This is a genomic window from Thermocrinis ruber (assembly GCF_000512735.1).
GTDB lineage: Bacteria > Aquificota > Aquificia > Aquificales > Aquificaceae > Thermocrinis > Thermocrinis ruber.
Window position 1 is genome coordinate 1 of sequence record NZ_CP007028.1, and the last position, 14,935, is coordinate 14,935.

16 protein-coding genes are annotated in these 14,935 nt (G+C 45.8%); 7 read left to right on the forward strand and 9 right to left on the reverse strand.

From position 1 onward, the window contains the following. The first annotated feature begins 60 nt into the window (after positions 1 to 60). Genes THERU_RS00005 through THERU_RS00020 form a run of 4 tightly spaced genes read left to right on the forward strand, consistent with a single transcriptional unit; the run spans position 61 to position 3,179 of the window. Positions 61 to 1,275, forward strand: coding sequence for a chromosomal replication initiator protein DnaA (locus THERU_RS00005; protein ID WP_025305232.1), 1,215 nt, complete (start codon positions 61 to 63; stop codon positions 1,273 to 1,275). A gap of 9 nt (positions 1,276 to 1,284) precedes the next feature. Beyond that, entirely contained in the window at positions 1,285 to 1,644 is a 360-nt protein-coding gene (locus tag THERU_RS00010; protein ID WP_025305233.1) for a twin-arginine translocase TatA/TatE family subunit, read from the forward strand. Continuing rightward, positions 1,598 to 2,335, forward strand: coding sequence for a twin-arginine translocase subunit TatC (gene tatC / locus THERU_RS00015; RefSeq protein ID WP_025305234.1), 738 nt, complete (start codon positions 1,598 to 1,600; stop codon positions 2,333 to 2,335). Before THERU_RS00010 ends, tatC begins: the two co-directional genes overlap by 47 nt. Further along, positions 2,328 to 3,179, forward strand: coding sequence for a prephenate dehydrogenase (locus THERU_RS00020; protein ID WP_025305235.1), 852 nt, complete (start codon positions 2,328 to 2,330; stop codon positions 3,177 to 3,179). Before tatC ends, THERU_RS00020 begins: the two co-directional genes overlap by 8 nt. Here the strand turns inward: THERU_RS00020 and THERU_RS00025 are convergent. Both THERU_RS00025 and THERU_RS00030 read right to left on the reverse strand, forming a co-directional pair. Beyond that, entirely contained in the window at positions 3,165 to 4,301 is a 1,137-nt protein-coding gene (locus THERU_RS00025; protein WP_025305236.1) for an acetoin utilization protein AcuC, read from the reverse strand. The two genes, THERU_RS00020 and THERU_RS00025, sit on opposite strands and share 15 nt — an antisense overlap. After that, positions 4,295 to 5,323, reverse strand: coding sequence for a ribonucleotide-diphosphate reductase subunit beta (locus THERU_RS00030; protein WP_038532303.1), 1,029 nt, complete (start codon positions 5,321 to 5,323; stop codon positions 4,295 to 4,297). Before THERU_RS00030 ends, THERU_RS00025 begins: the two co-directional genes overlap by 7 nt. A 19-nt stretch (positions 5,324 to 5,342) precedes the next feature. Here THERU_RS00030 and cutA point away from each other — a divergent pair, with 19 nt between their 5' ends. Next, positions 5,343 to 5,663 carry a divalent-cation tolerance protein CutA gene (gene cutA / locus THERU_RS00035; RefSeq protein WP_025305238.1) on the forward strand — a complete coding sequence of 107 codons (321 nt, stop codon included), beginning with the start codon at positions 5,343 to 5,345 and terminating at the stop codon, positions 5,661 to 5,663. Here cutA and THERU_RS00040 read toward each other — a convergent pair. The 4 genes from THERU_RS00040 to recG all read right to left on the reverse strand — a co-directional run bounded on the left by THERU_RS00040 (position 5,632) and on the right by recG (position 10,188). Then, the gene (locus THERU_RS00040) at positions 5,632 to 6,225 is read right to left on the reverse strand and encodes an anthranilate synthase component II (protein ID WP_025305239.1); all 594 of its coding nucleotides are present in this window, start codon (positions 6,223 to 6,225) and stop codon (positions 5,632 to 5,634) included. The two genes, cutA and THERU_RS00040, sit on opposite strands and share 32 nt — an antisense overlap. Beyond that, on the reverse strand, positions 6,222 to 7,079 hold the full coding sequence (gene ispH, locus THERU_RS00045) for a 4-hydroxy-3-methylbut-2-enyl diphosphate reductase (RefSeq protein WP_025305240.1): 858 nt from the start codon (positions 7,077 to 7,079) through the stop codon (positions 6,222 to 6,224). The genes THERU_RS00040 and ispH overlap by 4 nt, the downstream gene beginning before the upstream one ends. Further along, positions 7,072 to 7,722: a DNA/RNA nuclease SfsA gene (gene sfsA, locus THERU_RS00050; protein WP_025305241.1), complete on the reverse strand. Its 651-nt coding sequence runs from the start codon at positions 7,720 to 7,722 to the stop codon at positions 7,072 to 7,074. The genes ispH and sfsA overlap by 8 nt, the downstream gene beginning before the upstream one ends. A gap of 117 nt (positions 7,723 to 7,839) precedes the next feature. Then, positions 7,840 to 10,188, reverse strand: coding sequence for an ATP-dependent DNA helicase RecG (recG, locus tag THERU_RS00055; RefSeq protein ID WP_025305242.1), 2,349 nt, complete (start codon positions 10,186 to 10,188; stop codon positions 7,840 to 7,842). Positions 10,189 to 10,235: 47 nt separating this feature from the next. Between recG and THERU_RS00060 the strand changes: the two genes are divergently transcribed. After that, complete coding sequence (locus THERU_RS00060; protein ID WP_025305243.1) at positions 10,236 to 10,505, forward strand: flagellar biosynthesis anti-sigma factor FlgM; 270 nt, start codon at positions 10,236 to 10,238, stop codon at positions 10,503 to 10,505. A 1-nt stretch (position 10,506) separates the two neighbouring features. On the opposite strand, the gene THERU_RS08515 is transcribed toward THERU_RS00060, so the two are convergent. Both THERU_RS08515 and THERU_RS08520 read right to left on the reverse strand, forming a co-directional pair. Beyond that, positions 10,507 to 10,764 (reverse strand): hypothetical protein, encoded by a 258-nt coding sequence (locus THERU_RS08515; protein ID WP_156916175.1) that lies wholly within the window; start codon positions 10,762 to 10,764, stop codon positions 10,507 to 10,509. 193 nt (positions 10,765 to 10,957) lie between these two features. Continuing rightward, positions 10,958 to 12,136, reverse strand: a complete 1,179-nt coding sequence (locus tag THERU_RS08520; protein WP_025305245.1) for a DUF7948 domain-containing protein — start codon at positions 12,134 to 12,136, stop codon at positions 10,958 to 10,960. Positions 12,137 to 12,363: 227 nt separating this feature from the next. Between THERU_RS08520 and THERU_RS00075 the strand changes: the two genes are divergently transcribed. Next, positions 12,364 to 13,581 carry a 2,3-bisphosphoglycerate-independent phosphoglycerate mutase gene (locus THERU_RS00075; RefSeq protein ID WP_038531905.1) on the forward strand — a complete coding sequence of 406 codons (1,218 nt, stop codon included), beginning with the start codon at positions 12,364 to 12,366 and terminating at the stop codon, positions 13,579 to 13,581. On the opposite strand, the gene THERU_RS00080 is transcribed toward THERU_RS00075, so the two are convergent. After that, entirely contained in the window at positions 13,528 to 14,934 is a 1,407-nt protein-coding gene (locus tag THERU_RS00080) for a high affinity choline transporter 1 (RefSeq protein ID WP_025305247.1), read from the reverse strand. The two genes, THERU_RS00075 and THERU_RS00080, sit on opposite strands and share 54 nt — an antisense overlap. Position 14,935: the final 1 nt, after the last annotated feature.

Sequence of the window (14,935 nt, forward strand, 5' to 3'; positions counted from 1 at the left end):
GAAATTTCTTAACAATTTCTTAACAAAACCTCCTGCCATTCCCTTATGCTATTCCAAACCATGGAAGGGGGTAGCTTCTTAAATCTCATAGAGAGCTTAGACAAGTTCGCAGTTGGAATCTTCAGACAGTTTCTAATAAGGGAGGATACAGATAAGATACTGATTCTGACTCCAAACGAAGAATACAAAAGGTGGGCTATTGCCTACCTTAGCACCCGCCTTAAGGGCTTTGGCAAAAAGGTAGTGGTAGAGTGCGAAGGAGAAAGAAAAGAGCAAAAGGAAATAGAAAGCCCAAAGGACAACCTCTTAGATAAATACACCTTTGAAAACTTTGTGGTAGGACCGTCCAACGAGCTCGCTTATAAGGTGTGCCTTGAGGTGACAAAAAACCCGGGCAAGCTTTTTAATCCTCTCTTCATATACGGAAGGTCTGGTCTTGGAAAAACCCACCTTTTGCACGCCATTGGCAACCAGCTCAAAGCCCGGTATAGGGTGCTTTACATCCCCCTCATGGACTTCTCGGACAGCATGGTCAAGGCTTTCAAAGAAAACAGGGTGGAGGAGTTCAGGGAGAGGTTCTTTAATTTGGATGTTTTACTCTTGGACGATGTGCAATTTTTGGTAGGCAAAGAGAGAACCCAAATTGAGCTCTTTAGAATTTACGAAAAGCTTCAGGCGGAGGAAAAGCAGATCGTCTTGGTTAGCGACAGGCATCCCAGAGACCTGAAGGATGTTTCAGAGAGGCTCGTCAGCCGGTTCGAAAGTGGTTTGATCATAGAGATCGGTTTGGACGAGGAGACCAAAAGACGTATCATAAAACAAAAACTGATCCTTTACGGACTGCCCTTAGACCAAGAGACCATAGACTATGTCTTTGAAAACACCGGCTACAACGTTAGGGAGATAGAGGGCTTTGTGAAAACCTTAAAGGTAAGTGGTATAAAAAGGCTTCCAAAGTCTGAGGAGTTAGACAAAGAAAAAAAGGTTCAGTTGATAATCAACACGGTGGCAAAGGGCTTTAAGCTAAACCCAGAGCTATTAAAAAAGGATACCAAAGAGAGAAGGATGATAAACGCCAGACATATAGCCATGTTTCTGTGTAAAACCATTCTAAACCTACCCTACTCTCAGATTGGTGAGTTCTTTGGCAAAAAGGACCACACCGCAGTTATGTACGCGGTAAAAAAGGTGGAGCAAAGATGCAGGGAGGACAGGAAGTTTATGTACATGGTCTCCTTTTTTGAAAAGAGCATCAGAAAAAGCTTGGGCTTATAATAATCCCAAATGGACTTTCCTGAGTTAATTCTGATCCTTTTGGTAGCTTTGATTGTCTTGGGACCAGAAAAGACCATAGAACTGGCGGGAAAGCTGGGAGAACTGCTCAGAAAGGTAAGGGAAACTTGGGATGAGCTCAGATATCAGATGTATTTAGAGGAGATTAACAGAAAGGTTATGGAAGAATCCAAAAACTTAGAAGAGGAGGCTAAAACTGAAGAAGTGTTAGAGGAAACCATGAAGCTTACAGAAGAGTCCAATAGCTTGGAGGAAGAGACTAAAACTGAAGAGGTGTTAGAGGATGGGTCAAGAACTTCCCAAGATGCCGCTGACGGAACATCTGAGGGAACTAAGACAAAGGCTGATTAAGTCCGTTGTAGCCTTTTTGGTTGCCACTGGCGCAGCCTTCTACTTAGCCCAGTATATTTTTGAAGTGCTAAAGGAGCCTGTAAAGAGGGCCTACCCTCAGGTCCAGCTCATAACCCTTTCCCCCACAGAGCCTCTCTTCATACTCATAAAGATTTCGGTGGTTTTTGGCTTTATTCTCTCCTCTCCTGTTATCCTCTATCAGCTTTGGAAGTTTGTGGAGCCAGCCCTTTATCCTCATGAGAAAAGGTTGGTGATCCCTATAACCCTCTTTTCTATCATACTCTTTCTTTTGGGTGTAAGCTTTGCCTACTTTTTGGTGATGCCCATAGCCCTAAAGTTTTTAATAGGCATAGGCTTTTCCCAATTGCAGGCTACTCCCTACCTTTCGGTAAATCTTTATGTGTCCTTCTTGCTAAAGATGATCGTGGGCTTTGGTTTGGCTTTTCAGTTGCCAATTGTTCTGTACCTTTTGCAGAGGGCGGGCATAGTTTCCGAACAGCAATTAAAAGCCTTCAGAAAATACTTTATAGTCATAGCCTTTGTGATAGGCGCCTTTATAGCTCCAGATGCCACCACCCAAGTGCTTATGGCTATACCCCTCATATTGCTTTATGAAATTTCTCTCATCTTTGGGAAGCTGGGGAGGAGAAAAAAGGAAACCTCCATAGAGCAGGTAAAGGAGAATGTTTAAGAGAGTTGCCATCGTGGGCGTGGGCTTTATGGGAGGTTCCTTTTCCCTCGCGGTGAAATCCCGCCTTGGCTGTTCAACCTTTGGCATGGACATAAACCCCGAGGCAATAAAAAGGGGAAAGGAGCTTGGAGTGATAGATGAGGGTTCCACTCAAATGTTAGCCCTAAGAGACTTTGAGCCAGATCTTGTGGTGCTGGCGGTACCCGTGGGAGCCTTTGAACAGGTTGCCAGAGGACTAAAAGAGGTGCTTGATGAGAAAGTCCTAATCACAGACCTTGGTAGTGTGAAGGGCAGGCTCGTGTATATGATGGAGGATTTCTTTGGTGGGTATTTTGTGGGAGGGCATCCTATAGCGGGCACAGAAAAGTCCGGCGTCCAATACAGCAACCCAGAGCTCTTTAAAAACAAAAGGGTAGTTTTAACACCCACACAGAGAACGGACCGGTTAGCCCTCCAAAAGGTCAAGTTCATGTGGGAAAGGCTTGACGCCTTTGTAGAATTCATGGATCCCTTTGTTCATGATGTGGTTTTTGGTGCGGTTTCCCATCTTCCTCACGCAGTAGCCTTTGCCCTTATGGACGCCATGGAAAAGCTAAGCAAAAAAACAAACATAGACCTTTTTCTATACCCCGGCGGTGGCTTTAAGGACTTTACCCGTATTGCCGCCTCGGACCCTGTAATGTGGAGGGACATATTTTTGGAAAACAGGGAGAACCTGCTTTGGGCAATAGAGGAGTTTATCCAATCCTTGGAGAAACTAAAAGGGCTTATAGAGAACGAAAAGAAGGAAGAACTCATAGAATATCTCCAGCGTGCCCGGGAACACAGGCTAAGAATAGACTAAAGCCCTTGCTTTCTCAAGAATATCTTTTACTTCCTGCCTCACTTCTCCTTCCCTTGGCTCATCCAAGAGCCTTTCAAACATGTAGCTTTTGTCCTCTTCTTCAAACTCTTCAAAATCCACCTTTAAAAGCACCTCCTTTGCCTTTGGAGTTAAAAACTTTGGAATTTCCCTTTGGGAGAGCTCGCACCAGATCAGTGCCCAAGCCCTCGCCAAGGCTATGGGATGATAGCCACCCCCACCTAAATAAATGCCCTCTCCAAAAGCGTCTTTTACCAACCTAAAAGCCCTCAAAAACCCCCAGTTGGAGAGCTCAAACTTTGAAAGATAGTCCTCTTTGAGGGTATCTGTCCCCAGCTGGAGCACGTATACCTCCGGTTCAAAGATATCCTTTACTATATCAATGGCTTTTTCTAAAGCGTACAAAAACTCACTGTCGTTGATGCCTTTGGGCAGTGGGATGTTCAGATTGTAGCCCTTTCCTTTGCCTCTGCCTCTTTCCTCCAAAAAGCCCCTGTTAAAAGGAAAGGCATACTCAGGAGACTGATGAAGGGAAAGGACAAAAACCTCGTCATCCTCGTAAAAGCCATCCTGCACACCATCGCAGTGATGGGCATCTAAGTCTATGTAAAGGATTTTGCGGTAGCCTTTCTGTTTTAGGTAGTTTATTGCCACTGCCGGATCGTTGATAAAGCAAAAGCCATTGGCCCTGCTTGGGTAGGCGTGATGCATACCACCCGCCGGGTTGAAGGCTAAATTGCCCTCCAAAAAGAGCTGGACCGCCTGCACCGAAGAACCAGTGGCAAGCAAAGAACCCTTCCACATGGCGGGAGAAACTGGGTTTTCAATGGTTCCAATATGGAATCTCTCCCTTACTTCTTTACTCACCCTACCCTCCTGGTCTGCCCTCTGGAGGGCTAAAAGATATTCCTCTTCGTGAAAGAGCGTGAGTTCCTCCCACTGGGCGGGTCTACTCTCCACCCATTCCCCATCTTCCAAAAGCTCCATAGCCTTCAAAAACTCCAAAAGAAGGCTGACTCTGGGGATCCTAAGGGGATGGTTTGGAGTGTATCTTAGCTTTCTATAAGAGTAGCTGGCAATGAGCTTGGCAGAGTGCTTTACCACTTTAGTTCGCTTCTTTTGGCGTAGGTTTGAGGCTTTGCTTGGAAGAAGTCTGTTTTTGTATCGTTTATGGTCCTGAACTGGTCTATCCACTTCATGGGGTTTTCTGTAACCTCCGGATAAAGGGGCTCATAGCCTATCTGAGTGAGCCTGAGGTTGGCAAGATACTTTATATACCTTTCAATGAGCTTGTCGTTTAGCCCAAGGATTTGGTTGTTGGTAACATACTTGCCCCATTCTATTTCCTTTTCGGTGGCAAACTTGAAAAACTCATAGACCCACTTGTTGATCTCGGGTGTAAATAGGTCAGGCTGTTCCTCCTTGAGGGTATTTATTATGTTCCTAAAGAGCGTCACGTGAGTCAGCTCATCCCTGTTGATGTATTTGATCTGCTGGACGGTGTTTAGCATCTTCCCCTGCCTGCCAAGGGTGTAAAAGAAGGCAAAGCCCGAATAAAAGTACAGGCTCTCCAAGACATAGTTTCCAAAGACAGCCTTTATAAAGTTCTCCTCGGTGGGATTTTTTATAAACTCGTTGTAAACTTCAGCTACTACCTTGTTTCTTTCCATAAGCTTTTCGTCCTGACGCCAGTAGTTGTAGATTTCGTCCGCCTTGGTAGGCTCCACGACGCTCTCAAGGATGAACTGGTAAGAGTAAGAGTGCAGTGCCTCTTGGAACTCCTGAGAGGTAATTGCCATAACCAACTCCGGTGCAGTCAAATACCGGGCAAACTCCTTTAGCATATTAACCTGATAGGAATCCAAGGCTATCAAAAAGCTGATAACAAGCTCGTAGGCTCTCCGCTCATGCTCGGACAAAAGCCTCTCATACTGCTTTTTGTCCTCTAGCATCGGAATTTCTTCCGGGATCCAAAAGTTGGTAAAGCCCATAGTCTTGTATAGGTCAAAAGCCCACTGATATTTGACGTTGTTAAGTTCCATAATGTTGGTGGGGTTACCAAAGACTATCTTTCTCTTGCTTGGCTCTCTGTCTCCCTCTGGGTTGAAAATAAGTACCCTTTCCATGGGTATAATTATATAAGCCATGGACTGGAAACATGTAGTGGTCTTGATAACAATTCCTACGGATAAAGGCTTAGAACTCGCAGACTACATTGTGAAAAATAAGCTGGGTGCCTGTGTCAATGTGGTGCCGGAGGTAAATTCCATCTACTGGTGGAAGGGAAACATTGAAAGGGACAAAGAGAGCCTGCTGATGATAAAAACTTCTCTCCAAAAGTTGGAAGAGCTTATAAAAGAAGTAAAGAGTGTCCATCCCTACACGGTTCCCGAGATCATAGCCCTCCCCATTCTGGGAGGAAACGAAGATTACCTTAGATGGATAGACGATAGCCTTGGGCTATAGTTAAGAAGTTTTTCAAAATATCCATCCCGGCTTCCGAAAGCACTGATTCTGGATGAAACTGCACTCCAAAGACCGGGTACTCTGTATGCTGGATTGCCATAACCTCGTCGTCCTCCTCAGAGCGGGCGGTTACCTTGAGAAAGGGCGGTAGGGTGCGCTCGTCTATGACCAGAGAGTGGTATCTAACTGCAGTAAAGGGATTGGGAATGCCAGAGAATATACCCTCTCCTGTGTGAGTAATGAGAGAGGTCTTTCCGTGCATTAGCCTTTTTGCCCGGACTATGTTTGCCCCAAAGGCATAACCGATGGACTGATGCCCCAAGCAAACGCCCAATATGGGATAATCTCTGTATAGCTCCTGGACTACCTTCACTGAAATGCCCGCCTCCTTTGGACTGCAGGGACCGGGGGATATAACGATGGCATCGGGGTATAACTCTCTGATCTCCTCAATGGTAGTTTGGTCGTTTCTCTTTACCACCACCTCTGCACCGAGGATTTGAAAATACTGCACCAGGTTGTAGGTAAAGGAGTCGTAGTTGTCAATCATAAAAACCTTCATGATAAAAGCTCTTGAATCTTGCTTTTTACCTGCTCTATAATCCAGTCTGGTGTGGATGCACCGGCGGTTATACCCACCCTTTGGACTCCCACAAACCATTCGGGCTTTAGCTCCTCTGCAGTCTCTACGTGATAGCTCCTTGGGTTCAAAGAGGAGGATATTTGATAAAGCCTACGGGTGTTTCCACTGTTTTTACCACCCACTATGATCATCACATCCACCTTCCCTGCCAACTCATAAACATCCTCCTGCCTTTCGGAAGTGGCGTTGCAGATGGTGTTTATGACCTTTAGCTCCTTTACCCATAGGGCAAGCTCACCTACTACCTCTTTGAAGAACTGCTCGCTTTGGGTAGTCTGGGCAACCACACCAACCCTCTCCAGGTTTTTGAGCTTTTCCAAGTCCTCTTTCTTTTCCACTACTACGCCTGTGCCACCCGCCTCTTGCAAATACCCAAGTGTGCCAATAACCTCCGGATGGTCCCTTTCTCCCACCAGTACCACAAAGTAGCCCTCTTGCACAAGCTTTTCCACAGCCTGATGCACTGCCTTCACATAGGGACAGGTGGCATCCACAAGCCTTAGGCCCTTTTGCAAAAGTTCCCTTTCCTTCTGGGGTGGTATTCCGTGGGAGCGGATGATCACCGTGTCTCCCTCTTTGGCGTCCTCTTCTGAGGCCATAACTTCAATGCCTAAACCCCTCAGCCTTTGGACCTCTTGAGGGTTGTGAATGAGGGGTCCCATAGACCATATCCTCTTGCCACCCTTTTCTGCAGAAACCTTTTCTGCGAGGGCTATTGCCCTCCTAACTCCGAAGCAAAAGCCTGCGTGGGGTGCAACTATAATCTCAGCCATCTTTTAAAAATATAACCTCTATCTCCCTGCTTATGCTGATTTCTCTCAGGCTAACATTGCACAGAAAAGCTTTAACCGTTAGCCCTCTGTTGTAGAATTCTTGGACCGCCTCCGAGAAAGGTTTATCCACTTTGTAGTTTGGAGAGAAGACTAAGGCATCTTCCCTTTGCACCACAAAAATTAGCTGAGGTTCAAAGCCCTGCTCAGAAAGTTCTATGAGTTTTTGTATGTGCCTTCTTCCTCTCTCGGTAGGTGCGTCCGGAAAGAGGGCTACGCCATCTTCTACCAAATTCACAGACTTTGTTTCCACCACCCTGCTGTCATACATGAGGTCAAAGCGATGCTTTTCAAACTTGGGCTCAAACCTAACGGGCAAATTCAAAAACTCTGCATACAGCTTTGGGGTGATTGTAGAGTCTATGCAAACTAGTGAACTTCCCATATCCACCAAGAGCACTTCAAAGGGATACTTCCCCGAATTCTTTTCCTTCAAAAAGACCGTGTTGCCCGGCTTTAAAAGCTCCGTCAGCCTCCCCGTGTTTCTTATGTGTGCAAAAACTCTTTTGCCCTCGATGGATACCTCTCCCACAAACCTGTTTAACCTTCTTAAGAACTTTGCCGGGATCAACTCTGGGAATTTCATTTTTACAAAGGCCCCACCTGGCGGTGGGGCAAACAAATTTGGGGAGGGAGGGGGAGGGAGTTTCTAATCCCCAAACTCCAATTTACATCTATCATTATATACCTTTTTTAGAGGATGTCAAGGGGGTGCTATTATCCCCTCCGAATACCTGTAAAAGAGCACTTGTCTTAGCTCTGGATATCTTTCAAGGTACGGGTCCTTTTCTAAAAGCTCCTGTGCATCTTTTTTACACACTTCAAGGAAGTGTCTATCCCTTTCCCTCTGGAGGTTTGCTACCCAAAAACCAAAGTATCCAGACTGGCTCTCTCCCAAAAGCTCCCCCGGACCCCTCATCTTCAGGTCCTCCTCTGCTATTTTAAAACCATCGTTAGTTTGCACTAAAACCTTCAGCCTTTTTAGACTTTCTTGGTCATATCGCATCTGATCTGGAACCACAAGGAAGCAAAAGGACTGAAGCTGGGACCTGCCCACCCTTCCCCTCAGTTGATGAAGCTGAGAAAGCCCAAAACGGTGGGCGGATTCTATCACCATAACCGTCGCATCTGGCACATCCACTCCCACCTCTACCACCGTCGTGGAAACAAGAATGTCCCCATCCTGTTTGAACTCCTCCATTACCCTTTTCTTTTCCTCGTCTTTTAGCCTTCCATGTAAGAGGAGAACCTTCCTATCTGGGAAGAGGGCTTTCCATCGTTCAAACTCTTTTACCGCAGACTTTAGCTCAAGCTTAGGAGAATCCTCTATAACAGGGTATATAACGTACGCCTTGTGTCCCTTTTGAAGCTCCTCTTTGATGAACTTTAAAACCTTTTCCATTTCGGACTCAAAAAATAGCCTTGTGATTACGGGCTTTCTACCTGCGGGCATCTGGTCTATTATTGAAATATCCAAATCTCCATACAGGGAAAGGGCAAGGGTCCTTGGAATGGGTGTGGCAGACATTACAAGAAGGTGGGGGAAGAATTCTTCTGACTTTTCAAGGAGCCTTTTCCTCTGCAAAACACCAAAGCGGTGCTGTTCATCAACCACTGCAAAACCCAAGCTTTTAAAACTAACACCCTCCTGTATGAGGGCGTGGGTCCCCACTACCACCTGTATGTTGCCCTCTCTTATATGCCTCAGCAGGCTCCTCCTTTGGGCGGTTTTTACCGAAGAAGTAAGAAGTCCCACCTTAACGCCAAGGGGTTCCAAAAACCTTTTAAAGTTTTCGTAGTGTTGGTAAGCCAGTATCTCAGTTGGGACCATTATGGCGGACTGATAACCCTCCTTGGCAAAGGCGTAGGAGATAGCCATTGCAACCACCGTTTTTCCACTTCCCACATCTCCTTGCAAAAGCCGGTTCATGGGTGTCTCTTGCTTCACATCCTCTAAGATCTCTTTTAGGACCCTGAGCTGGGCTTGGGTTAGCCCAAAGGGAAGGCTCCTTAAAAACTCCTGTATGTGCTCCTCTGCCCTCAAAAGCCTTGGTGCCCTTAGGGATTTTATCTCTCTTCTTTTAAGCTGGAGGGCAAGCTGGAAAAGAAGAAGGTCTTCGTATATCAACCGATGGTGGGCTGGTGTGTCCCAAGTGTTTAACCTTTCATCCCACTGATGGGGAGCGTGTAAAAAATACAGACTTTCTGGCAGTCTGTAGAGGTTGTGCTTTTTTAAAAGTTCCTCGGGTAGGTATTCGGGCATGTATCGTAGGTATTCCAACAGCTTTTGAATGGCTTGTCTTACCTTCCTGTGCCTTAGTTTGGCAGACATGCTTTCCGCAGACTTTACCCTTATGTTATAAAAGGGCAAAACTTTACCAGCTTCCTCTTCCTTCAGCAGTTCCGGATGGACCATATACTTTTCTCCCTTATACTCCATGAGCTTTCCGTAGACTATAAGCTCGGTGCCTTTTTTGAAGCTTAAAAGTGCCCTTTTATCCTTGAACCTGTATTTTAGGCTAAGGTAGCTGGTGCCGTCTTCACATAACACAGAGATGGGATACTTGGCATCTGGCTCCCATGAACTTTCCACCACCTTGACCTTTAGGGCAACCGCCTTTCCGGGAATGGAGGTTTTTATGGAGGTGTTTAGCCTTCGGTCCTCATACCTTACGGGCACATACCAAAGGGCAGAATACAGGTCTTTTATGTTCAAAGACTTTAAAAGCTTCTTTTCCTTTGGGTCTAAAATCTTTAAGCTTTCAATAGGGATAAAAAACTTCTCTATGGGCTTTTTGGGATACCCATCAAAAGAAACTGTTGGAACGAGCTCCTCCTTGTTTAATGCCTGCTCTATCTCCTGAAGTATGGCAACCTTTTTGGGAAAGGGCATGGAGTCAAACTTTTTTAAAAGCTCTAAATGGCTGTTTGAAAGTCTGTTCTTCAGAAGGTTAAAAAGATACAGCCCTACTCCAAAGCTCCTTCTAAGCTTGAGATGGTTATTCTCCTTTAGCTCCTCTATGAGCTTTTTCGCCTTTTCCACGCTGTCCATTTTCGGCTTAAACTTCCCTTAAAAAATACGATAATATATTCAGAGCCATGATAGAAAGGGTAGATTTATGGAACTTGGTAAATAATATCCTTGAGCAAGAAAGAAAAAGCAAGGAAAAGCCCGCAGAGGTTAAAGAACAAGAGGCGGTAAAGGTTGAGCTTTCAGAGGTGGCAAAGAGCAGACCACAACCCGACCTTTCAGAACTGGAAAGCAAAGTTTCAGAGATAAAGGCAAAGCTGGAAAGGGGAGAGTATAAAGTAGAGCCAGAGAAGATCTTTGAAGGGTTGAGCAAGTATTTGAGCAGTTCCGACAGATAGCTCAATCCTTTAGGTTTTTGAAGATGAACTGGGCTATGCCCACGCCTCCATTGAGGGCTAAGTGCCTGCTTAAGTTCTCCAAAAAGGCATCGTAGTATAACCTTTGCTGAAAGCCTTTACCGTTCATAAACCCTTTGAAGCCCTCTTTCAAAACTTCCTTTAACAGGACCGCCTCAAACTCCTGGGCGAGCTTCTTTTTGTCCTTTGTGTATTCCTGCATGTAGCCCATTGAAGGAGGAAGATAGATTCTAGTGTACATGATGTTTAAAATTATATCATACATCGTGTGGGAAAATTTAAACAGCCAAGACTTCCTGAAGGAAACTATGAAGGTAAGCAAGTAAAGTATTAATATTCCTCCAGAGGACTTTTCCAGCTTTTCTGATGTAAAAAGATCAACAGCTTCATTAAAAGATTTTATCAAAGGTCCCCCGGAGGGGACCCAAGGGTTTTTATTTCCTTCTTATCCTTCTTGCCAACGCAAAGAATGGGACAGATAGCCACACGAGGATGTTCCACAAGCCAGCCACAGAAGATGCGGAGCCAGTCATAGAACATCCACCGCCGCCACCGCCGCCACCGCCAGAACCACCGCCACCGCCACTACCACCGGAACCACTATCCGCCGCCAAATCAGCAGTCAGCCTTGTCACGAAGGCGTCATAGTAGGATCCTCCATGGCTTTCCTGCGCCCCGTCATTAGTACCAGGAAATTTGGTATACTCTGTATCTCCCGCCACATAGACATCACCCGTTGTGGGATGGATGGCAAGGGCGTAGGCATAATCGCCCCCGCTTCCTCCCAGGTAGGTCGATTGAAGGATTGGGTCTATCACAATAGGCAAGCTTGGGTCTGCCTTGGCTACCTCAAAGCTGTAGCGGTTTTTGCCAATTAGCTTGTATGAGACTTCCACTGGAAGCTTTTTGCCATCCTTTTCCTGCCATGCTATGGGTTTAGAAAGCTTTAAATCTCCCAAACCAGTCTTGATGATTATCTCTCCATGCTTAGAAAGCTTCAAACCTTTAGCACCGCCAACCTCTACCACAATCTTAGAAGGGTCTGCACCGGGCTGGACATAAAATAGCTTTTCCACTGTCTTTTGGGTGGCCTTTAGCTTTACCTCCACTCCAGACCATACTTCACCCAAAGAAACATACCTGTAGGTGGAAAGACCAGATTTGTGCTTGGAAGGGTCGTTTCCTATGAAGTAGCTTACCTTTGTCTGGAGTTCTTCTTCTCCCTTTATGGTTTGAACTTTTCCACCCACCCAGCGTTCAGAAATCACCCAGCTTTTGGAAGGGCACCCTTTGGCTTTTTCTGTCTTATCTTTGCACTTTTCCTTCTTGACTGCCACATGCAAGAGATCGCCATCCTTAGTTATCCATGTGTTGCCAAAGTATCCTGGGGCAGAAAAGAGTGCCCTTTCATCCCACTGTCCTTCATTTTTTACCCATCCACGCTCCAAGTCCGCAAGCTTGGCAGAAACAGCTTTCTTAGAGGGCATTGAAGGAGTGTGTGAAGGATTTGCCTTTGTTAGGCTTTTTGAGGCGGTGGATTGGCTACTTGCAAGCCAAACTAAAGACAGCAAGCTGGCAATAAGCAAGAGGGCTACAAACCATATTTTTCGCATGGCTAAGTCTCCCTTTAGTTGTTAAATGGGCTCTTAAATTTAAACTAAAGTCAAGGAAAAGATATGATATAAATCATAAAGTTGGCCTATACCTTAGGGTTAGAAATTACCTCCGTGTTTGAGACTTCCTGAGAAAGCTATAATAAGCCTTATCCCTGCCAAAGCTTTTTTAAAAGATTTACAGCTTTTTTGAATTTCTCATCGGAGGCGTGTTTAAAATTATAATCATGCTTGAAAAACTTGTTCAGAAAAACAACAGCAAGCTTTTGCTTGTAGTTCTTGATGGAATCGGTGGACTTCCCGTAAAGGATGGCAAAACGGAGCTTGAGCTTGCCCACACGCCAAACCTTGATAGCTTGGCAAAGGAAAGTGCCCTTGGTCTTCATATCCCGGTGGATTACGGCATCACGCCCGGCAGTGGTCCCGGACACTTGGGAATCTTTGGCTACGACCCCCTTGAGTATCAGATAGGAAGGGGGATCCTCGAAGCCCTTGGGCTTGGCATTGAGGTAAAGGACACAGACATCGCCATAAGAGGAAACTACGCAACGGTAGAGTATGTAGATGGCAAGCCTATAGTGAAGGACAGGAGGGCGGGTAGGATTGCCACAGAAGAAAACAGGAGAATAACCCAAAGGATCAAGGAAAACATAAAGGAAATAGACGGAGTTGAGGTGATCATTGAACCGGGAATGGAGCACAGGTTTGCGCTGGTGCTAAGGTTTCCGCATCCACTGCCCGAAGGTTCAGACCAAATAAAGGACACAGACCCCCAAAAGGAAGGAAAGGAGCCCCTAAAACCCATAGCCATGAACGCCAACGCCCAAAGGGTGGCTGAGGTAGTGGAAAAGTTCGTGCATAAGGTGGGTGAGCTTTTAAAGGATGAGCCAAAGGCAAACTATGTGCTTTTGAGGGGCTTTTCCCAAAAGCCAAAGATGAAGGGTTTTGAGGAGAGGTTTGGGCTGAAAGCCTGTGCCATTGCGGTCTATCCTATGTATAGGGGGCTTGCCAGCTTGGTGGGAATGGATGTTATAAACTTTGAAGGCTCTTCCATAGAAGATGAGATAGAAACCTTAAGAAGCCTTTGGAACGATTATGACTTTTTCTTCTTGCACATAAAAAAGACAGATTCTTACGGCGAAGACGGAAACTGGGAAGGAAAGGTCAAGGTCATAGAGGAGTTTGACAAAAACCTTCCAAAGATCCTTGAGCTAAAGCCAAGCGTTCTGGTGATCACAGGAGACCACTCTACGCCCTCTGTGCTCAAAGGACACTCTTGGCATCCTGTTCCGGTGCTTTTGAAGTCCGACTATGTGCTGGGAGGAACTTCCCAAAGATTTACCGAGAGGGAGTGCCTTAAGGGAGAGCTCGGCATATTCCCAGCTAAGAAGTTAATCAACATTATGTTTGCCCACTCCCTGCGCCTTGCTAAGTACGGAGCTTAAGAGAGAAGTCAAAAGATAGGCAAAGAGGCTTGTAAAAAGCCCCGCAAGGAGGGAAAATTCATACTCAAAGCCATAGTTTAAAACTGCCCAGACGAAAAAGCCCGAAGCCATGCTAAATATCGCGGAGTGTTGATTAGAACCCTTGAAGTAAAGTCCAGCCACCAAGGGAACAAACAAAGACACCAAGCTCAAGGCGGAGGAGTCTCCCACCAAGTGAAAGATGGACTCTCCACTGAGGGCAAAGAGAAGGGAAATAAAGCTTATCAAAATCACAGAAAACCTAGTGAGCCAAAGGAAGCCCCTGTCGGAGAGGTTTTTAAACATCGGCCTCAGAAGGTTTTCACTTAGAATTGCGGAAGGGGCAAGAATGGCAGAACTGGACGTGCTCATTATGGCAGAAAGCAGTGCCCCAAAGAATAGAACCTTTGTAAGGGTAGATGTATGCTCCATAATCAGCGTAGGAAGCATCAGTTGGGCGTCAAGTTTCAAAAGCTCTGGGTAATTTACCCTCGCGAAGATGGCAAGGATCAGAGGGATAAAGGCAATAGTTAGATACATAAAGCCCGCAGTAATGGAAGAATAGACTGCAACCCTTTCTGAACGAGAGGACATAACCCTTTGGAAGACATCCTGCTGGGGTATGGAACCAAGTCCTATGGTAATAAGGGCGGTGATAAATAGCAAGAACTCGTGGGGGTTCAAAGAAGGAAAGAACTTGTAGAACTCCGGCTGTTGGGAAGCTAAAACTTGAGGAATCTGGCTAAAGCCTTGAGAAACTTCATAGAGGGCAAACAAAAGTCCTACTATGATCATTATGGTTTGGATAAAATCCGTAAGAGAAACTGCCCACATGCCACCCAAAAAGGTGTAAAAGACCACCACCAAAGAACCTATAACAGTTCCAAGCTTTATGCTAATGCCGGTGGTTATGCTCAGGATCAGACCTATGGCAAGCATCTGGGCACCGATCCAACCAAAGTAGGATGCTATGAGTAAAAGGCTCGCCACAATTTCCGCCTTTCTGCCGTAAAACCTTCTGTAAAAATCTCCAAAGGTCAAGAGGTTCAGCCTATACAGGGGCTTTGCAAAGAATAAACCCACCAATATTAGACAGAGGGCTGCGCCAAAGGGGTCCTCTATCACGCCCCAAAGCCCTTCCTTTGCCATCTGAGAGGATGCCCCCAAAACAGTTTCTGCACCAAACCAGGTGGCAAAGGCAACAAAGGTAGCCATAAAGAAGGGGAGATTTCTCCCCGCCAAAAGGTAATCCTTTGAGTTCTTTACAAAGGTGCTTGCATAGACCCCTATGGCTAAGGTGAGAAGTATGTAAAGAACTATAGAAAGAAGTAGCATC

What these genes read in the sequence shown, in the direction of transcription:
- THERU_RS00005 (WP_025305232.1), top strand. Translation starts at nt 61, where the DNA reads ATGGAAGGGGGTAGCTTCTTAAATCTCATAGAGAGCTTAGACAAGTTC.
- THERU_RS00010 (WP_025305233.1), top strand. Translation starts at nt 1,285, where the DNA reads ATGGACTTTCCTGAGTTAATTCTGATCCTTTTGGTAGCTTTGATTGTC.
- tatC (WP_025305234.1), top strand. Translation starts at nt 1,598, where the DNA reads ATGCCGCTGACGGAACATCTGAGGGAACTAAGACAAAGGCTGATTAAG.
- THERU_RS00020 (WP_025305235.1), top strand. Translation starts at nt 2,328, where the DNA reads ATGTTTAAGAGAGTTGCCATCGTGGGCGTGGGCTTTATGGGAGGTTCC.
- THERU_RS00030 (WP_038532303.1), bottom strand. Translation starts at nt 5,323, where the DNA reads ATGGAAAGGGTACTTATTTTCAACCCAGAGGGAGACAGAGAGCCAAGC.
- cutA (WP_025305238.1), top strand. Translation starts at nt 5,343, where the DNA reads ATGGACTGGAAACATGTAGTGGTCTTGATAACAATTCCTACGGATAAA.
- THERU_RS00040 (WP_025305239.1), bottom strand. Translation starts at nt 6,225, where the DNA reads ATGAAGGTTTTTATGATTGACAACTACGACTCCTTTACCTACAACCTG.
- ispH (WP_025305240.1), bottom strand. Translation starts at nt 7,079, where the DNA reads ATGGCTGAGATTATAGTTGCACCCCACGCAGGCTTTTGCTTCGGAGTT.
- sfsA (WP_025305241.1), bottom strand. Translation starts at nt 7,722, where the DNA reads ATGAAATTCCCAGAGTTGATCCCGGCAAAGTTCTTAAGAAGGTTAAAC.
- recG (WP_025305242.1), bottom strand. Translation starts at nt 10,188, where the DNA reads ATGGACAGCGTGGAAAAGGCGAAAAAGCTCATAGAGGAGCTAAAGGAG.
- THERU_RS00060 (WP_025305243.1), top strand. Translation starts at nt 10,236, where the DNA reads ATGATAGAAAGGGTAGATTTATGGAACTTGGTAAATAATATCCTTGAG.
- THERU_RS08515 (WP_156916175.1), bottom strand. Translation starts at nt 10,764, where the DNA reads ATGTACACTAGAATCTATCTTCCTCCTTCAATGGGCTACATGCAGGAA.
- THERU_RS08520 (WP_025305245.1), bottom strand. Translation starts at nt 12,136, where the DNA reads ATGCGAAAAATATGGTTTGTAGCCCTCTTGCTTATTGCCAGCTTGCTG.
- THERU_RS00075 (WP_038531905.1), top strand. Translation starts at nt 12,364, where the DNA reads ATGCTTGAAAAACTTGTTCAGAAAAACAACAGCAAGCTTTTGCTTGTA.
- THERU_RS00080 (WP_025305247.1), bottom strand. Translation starts at nt 14,934, where the DNA reads ATGCTACTTCTTTCTATAGTTCTTTACATACTTCTCACCTTAGCCATA.